Here is a 5,363-nt window from a genome sequence, read left to right as displayed (position 1 = left end):
CCACCGCCAACTCCGCGCCGATGCCGTCACAACCTGGCGTGAAATCGCATTGTCCAGCGTGCTCTGACGTTCGGCGCACAAGCCCCTCCTTCGGCTAGAATCAGTTAAGGCGACGCCACCCTTCTGAGCCACGACAGCGCGGCATCAGTGAAGATTTTCTTCGATGGTCTTGTAGCAGGTATCGCTATTTCCGATGTCAGCCTTGGTTAGCGGTTTCCACTCATCTCGATCAAAATCGAAATACTCAAGAAAGCAGCGACCAGCGTCGTAGCTGAACCATTGAGCCGCAAGCAGGCGACTTTCGAGACGATAATCCAACGTGAGATACATGTTAGCTTCGCCGCCGCGCGGAAAGCTCGCCGGCTGGCCAGTCTTGTTGTCGGCGACGATCGCGAAGGAGCATCCCGTTCCGCAGCCGATCTGAATAAGGGTGTAGTGCCCCGCAAAGTTGGGTCCTTGGCGCATGCCATCACGGATGCGAGTTCTGAAGGAATTGAACTCGCGGTCTCGCCCCTTGAAGTCCGGTAGCATCGTCCTTCCGGCAAATCGGCCTGAGGTTGGAAAGTCGGCCGGGTTTTTCCGCACGACACTCGGTGCACCTGATGCGTTGGCGCCTGCAGCTATTTTCGGAGACGATGGGACGTCACATGCATGCCAGTCCATTTGATAGCCATACTCGCCTTCGCGACCAAAGCACCAGCCGACGGTCTGAAGCTTGGCTGCGATGCGCTCGCGTCGGTCACAGGCTGCCAGAGTGTCAGTCGAATCTCCACTACCACCGCGGCATGTTCCATTTTGCTCTTGCCACTGCGCTATCAGGCGGATCGGTGCGGAGGCTCCCTTATCCGCCTCGTTGACCTTTCCACTCTCCGATATGATTGTTCCGGTCTTCACATCCCAGACGAAGGCGAACTCCGCAGTTCCCGACGATATGCGATCGCCGGCGCGCTTTGCGTACCAATCGACATTTCCGTCGATCCTACAGGTATCGGAACAGCTGATCTTCAGAGACTGCGGCTTTTCGCTGTATGCCCGTATCGGCCATCGTGTCGCAAAGTCGCGCTTTGCAGTGACCACCTCCGCTTTGGGTGTCGCTTTCCCGTAGAAATCCACGGTCTCGCCATACGTCTTTTCCATGAATGCAACGGCTTCGGTATTCCCGCCAGACCATGCGTCGTAATAGGCAGATATGAAGGCCCTGGCCTTTTGCTCGGTTGTCTGTGCTGCAGGTTCCTGCGATGCGGAAGAGGGAGGCGCCGGCACAGCCGCTCCTGCTGCGGTAAACTGGCCAGCTATATCCTTCAGGTTGCCGAAGGTCACGCCATAGCTCTGCATCTCGCTGGCGGTGAGATACCGCATATCGTCGCTGGGTACGGAGAGGCTGACCTGGAGCAACTTTGGATCGACGCCCATCTCCGTAAAATACGACATGATTTGTGCCGTCATTGTCTGTATCGCAGCTACGGCTGTGGGACTGTCGAGCCCGGCCCCTGGCGCAAACGAAGATTGATGAACACCGATGGCGCCCGGCTCTGCTTGGCGGATCAGCCCGCCGACGAATGCCAGCGTGCAGGCGGATGCGCATTGGCTGGCACGCAGCTGAAACGTCGCCAGCCCGAGCGACCGGATCATCCTGCCGTAGGCCATCGCTGCAAGGATGTTGCCGCCGTTGCTGTCAAAGGTAACAGCCTTGGCGCCGCTTGCTGCGACCTCCCGGGAGAGCTGCTGAGGATCATCCGACTGGCTGAATTCACCCTTCAGAAGAAGAACGGGAGCCGCGTTTTCTATTGGTATCCTCTGTATCGTCATGTCTGCATGCGCCGCGCCGAACAAGGTTGCGGATGCGATGATGGCCAGAACGGATCGACGCAGCAACACCGGTACTCACCCCGAAAAACACCAGATGCATGTTATCGCATCAACTGTAACGCGCAATACCGAATGCGATACATCGCCTCTTCGATGGATGCCAAAACTGGGTTGGAGAATTGCGCACGGCCTCTATCCCGAAAAATCTCCGAGAGTTGTATTTAGCAGTCCTTCCCAAGCGAAACCGTGATCGGTAGGTCGTTGGAAGCCGTCGGCCTCGGGTCGGACATTCCATCGACGCTAGGGCGATGCGTGCTATTGGAAAACTTGAGGAGGGAAGCACTTTCTAACCATGGGGCCGTTGGTTCGAATCTGTTCAAGGCGTCCATCACTAAGGAAATTGAACTGCAGAGCTCGGGGGCATCGCAATCGGCCATTTGGAAGAGACAGGTAGAAGGACCGAAAGTTCGGAATCGAATTGTCGATCAAAACTCTTCCCAGCTGTTGTTATCAACGGACAGGGCAGCGGAGCCCTGCGTCTGGAATTGTGGACGTATGCGCCGGCCAGCGGCTTGAAGGGGAGGATTGGCCGGACGATTGAGCGGCTTGGCCGGTTGGGAAGCTCGCGCCGCCTCGCCATATTTGAATTGCCCGAGCAGCTGGAACAGCGCAGCCGCCTCGCGTGCGAGACTATGGCTGGCGGCCGTCTGCTCCTCCACCATGGCCGCATTTTTCTGTGTGCTTTGATCGACGGTATCGACTGCCTGATTGATCTCGCCGAGAGCGGTCGACTGTTCTCTTGCCGCCTCGACGATCGCCACGACGTTGGTGTCGATCTCCTGGACTTGGGTGGCGATTTCCTGCAGAGCCCCGCCGGCACTGGTAACCAGCGCGACGCCATTGGCGACCTGGGCGCCAGATGCGGTGATCAAAGTCTTGATCTCTTTTGCCGCCTTTGCCGATCGTTGAGCGAGTTCGCGGACCTCTTGTGCGACAACGGCAAAGCCTTTACCGGCATCTCCGGCCCTCGCAGCTTCGACTCCCGCATTCAGCGCCAAAAGGTTCGTCTGAAAGGCAATCTCATCGATAACGCCGATGATGCTGGATATCTCGCGCGAAGAGGCCTCGATCTGATCCATGGCGCCAATGGCATTGCGCACGACGCCGCCTGAATGCTCGGCATGGGCTCGTGCTCGCGCAACAAGTCTTCCTGCTTCTTCAGCCCTTTGGCTGGAATTCTTCACGGTCGTGGTGATCTCCTCGAGGGCGGCAGCGGTCTCCTCAATCGAGGCTGCCTGCTGCTCAGTCCTCTTGGCAAGATCATCTGCAGCAACCCGGACCTCATTCGATCCGGAGGCAATCGCATGCGCGTTTTCCGCGACCGTTGCCATCGCCTGCTTCAGCTTGTCGGAAGCACTGTTGAAATCGGTTCGCAACCGCTCAAGCGAGGGAATGAAAGCCTTCTCGATTTCCTGCGACAGATCCCCCTCAGCGAGATTTGTCAAACACCCGGCGAGTTGATTGACATTTTCGACACGGCTGGTCACGTCGGTGGCGAATTTGACGACTTTGAAAACCTTGCCGTTTAGATCGAAAATGGGGTTGTACGACGCCTGAATGTAGACCTTTCGACCACCTTTCCCGAGCCGCATGAATTCATCAGCGATGAGCTCACCAGCAGCTAATTTTTTCCAGAAATCCCGATATGCACTCGACGCGGTGTGGGACGGCTCGCAGAACATTGAGTGATGCTTGCCTTGAATTTCCGCGAGCGAATAGCCGAGCGCAGAGAGGAAGTTTTCGTTCGCGGTCAGGATCTCGCCTGTGGGAGTGAACTCTATCACAGCCTGCGCGCGCGAAAGTGCCTCGATCTTGCCGGAGTCCTCGGCCGTCTTCAGCTTACTCGCCGTAATATCGGTAGCAATCTTGACGACCTTGACCGGCTTTCCCCGGCGAAAGACCGGATTATAGGAGGCTTCGATCCAGACCTCTCTACCGCCCTTGCCGATGCGCTTATATTGTTGCTGGTCGAAAGTGCCGGCCGCAAGCTTCGACCAAAAAGCCTTGTATTCCGGAGACCCCGCATAAGCTGGTTCGACGAACATGCTATGATGCTTCCCGACGATCTCCGCCAGTTCATAGCCGAGTGCTCGACAAAAGCGTTCGTTGGCAGTGAGGATCCTACCGGCAAGATCGAATTCGATCATGGCCTGCGATTTTGACAATGCGGTAAGAACAGCAATGGCATCTGGACCGCGATCAAAAATAACCATTCGATCATCCCTGTATTTTTTGGAGTATCCGAAGTTAAATTGCAGTAAAATATTACATCGCCCTGATTAAAATGTGATTAACTATAATCTATATCTGCTAATATTATAATGGATCTTTGAGTTTTGCTCCACCCTGTCGTGAAGGCACCCTCGTTGATTGTGGGGGGCGTGGCTCTACGCGCTACAAACAAAATATACTGGCTGTATCGCCTGGCGGAGAAGGTTTGTTGGCGGCGCCATGCCACGGCCGAAAACAGAGCGGTTATTTCAGTCGCGGACGGTCGAGCCGAAATCGAGATGGCATGGTCCATGCGGTGGCTCGCACTACGAAACAGGGATCGCATAGAGCTGTTTGACGCCGCAAGTGAGCTGCAATCTCCGGCCGTCAATTTTGCAACACCTGCCGGGTTCTTTAGTTTTTGCGTTTCTAATGGATGGACAGCCTCCGAGGTGCTGGTGTTATGGAGGTAGAAGCTCAGTTTCGGTAGCAGGCGATGCGATTTATAGACTTGCGGCTCTTGAGGATGCTCAGATTGCGTAGCCTGTATCGCAATGACGGCCTTGAGCCTTACGAACCGTGGGTCTGGGACGCTTTCGAGCGCTTTGAGCGTGAGATTGAAGCGTTCTGCCGACGGTCGTTGTTTTCGGTTATTGTTTGAAAGCCCACCTGGCAAGCTGAGTGATCCTCGCTGCAGTGGCGTCCGGCTGAACTTACCTTCGCCCTTTGAACCTGTCGAACGCCGTCAAGCGCTGGACCGGCGGATCGGCATCCTGCCAGCGGTAAATCTCGGCTCGCAGGAAGCGGAGCTCGTCTTCCATGGCCTCTTCGTCAATTTCGATCCACCACGATTTCGGCCGGCCGTCGCTTCCATCAGACCAGCGATAGCCTCGCTCTTTTAGCCGATCCTTGAGATCGAAGGGTGAGTTCTCCGCGAAGATGCGCACGCGGGAACGCTGGCTTGCGTGGTAAAGCTCGGCAAAAGGTGTTTGATCATTATCTCCCCGAGGGAGCGCCAGCACCTCCAGCAGCGCAAAGCAGTCATCGACGGCGCGGTGCCCGACATGGAAATGGCCACTCTGGTTGATGAGATAGCCAAGCTTGGTTCCCTCATATCCCCTGGCGCTCCAATCGATCTCGGAATTGGAACAAGCCCAGGCTTTGCGGGAAAAGATCGAGGAGAAGGCCTCTGTTGGTTTTCACGCGGAACTGAGCCGGTCAGGCGCATAATTTCCATTGAGAATTGAGCCATGTGAACCTTCCCCCAACGCGGTGAGCGACAG

General features: G+C 56.1%; 2 protein-coding genes and 1 pseudogene. All 3 read right to left on the bottom strand.

The window, feature by feature from the left end; translation table 11 throughout:
• Positions 1-144: 144 nt before the first annotated feature.
• Positions 145-1,809, bottom strand: coding sequence for a hypothetical protein (locus FHT73_RS29105; RefSeq protein WP_246712278.1), 1,665 nt, complete (start codon positions 1,807-1,809; stop codon positions 145-147).
• A gap of 485 nt (positions 1,810-2,294) precedes the next feature.
• Positions 2,295-4,082, bottom strand: coding sequence for a PAS domain-containing methyl-accepting chemotaxis protein (locus FHT73_RS29100; protein WP_183716518.1), 1,788 nt, complete (start codon positions 4,080-4,082; stop codon positions 2,295-2,297).
• 711 nt (positions 4,083-4,793) lie between these two features.
• Positions 4,794-5,270: pseudogene (locus tag FHT73_RS29095) on the bottom strand (3'-5' exonuclease); the annotation flags it as partial.
• Positions 5,271-5,363 lie beyond the last annotated feature (93 nt).

This window comes from Rhizobium sp. BK098 (assembly GCF_014193155.1).
Classification (GTDB): domain Bacteria; phylum Pseudomonadota; class Alphaproteobacteria; order Rhizobiales; family Rhizobiaceae; genus Rhizobium.
The sequence above is the reverse complement of the archived record's forward strand: the minus strand, read 5'-3'. Positions and strand labels throughout refer to the sequence as shown.

Bases quoted from the DNA above. Each gene is read 5' to 3' on its own strand.
- FHT73_RS29105 (WP_246712278.1), bottom strand. From the start codon at position 1,809: ATGACGATACAGAGGATACCAATAGAAAACGCGGCTCCCGTTCTTCTT.
- FHT73_RS29100 (WP_183716518.1), bottom strand. From the start codon at position 4,082: ATGGTTATTTTTGATCGCGGTCCAGATGCCATTGCTGTTCTTACCGCA.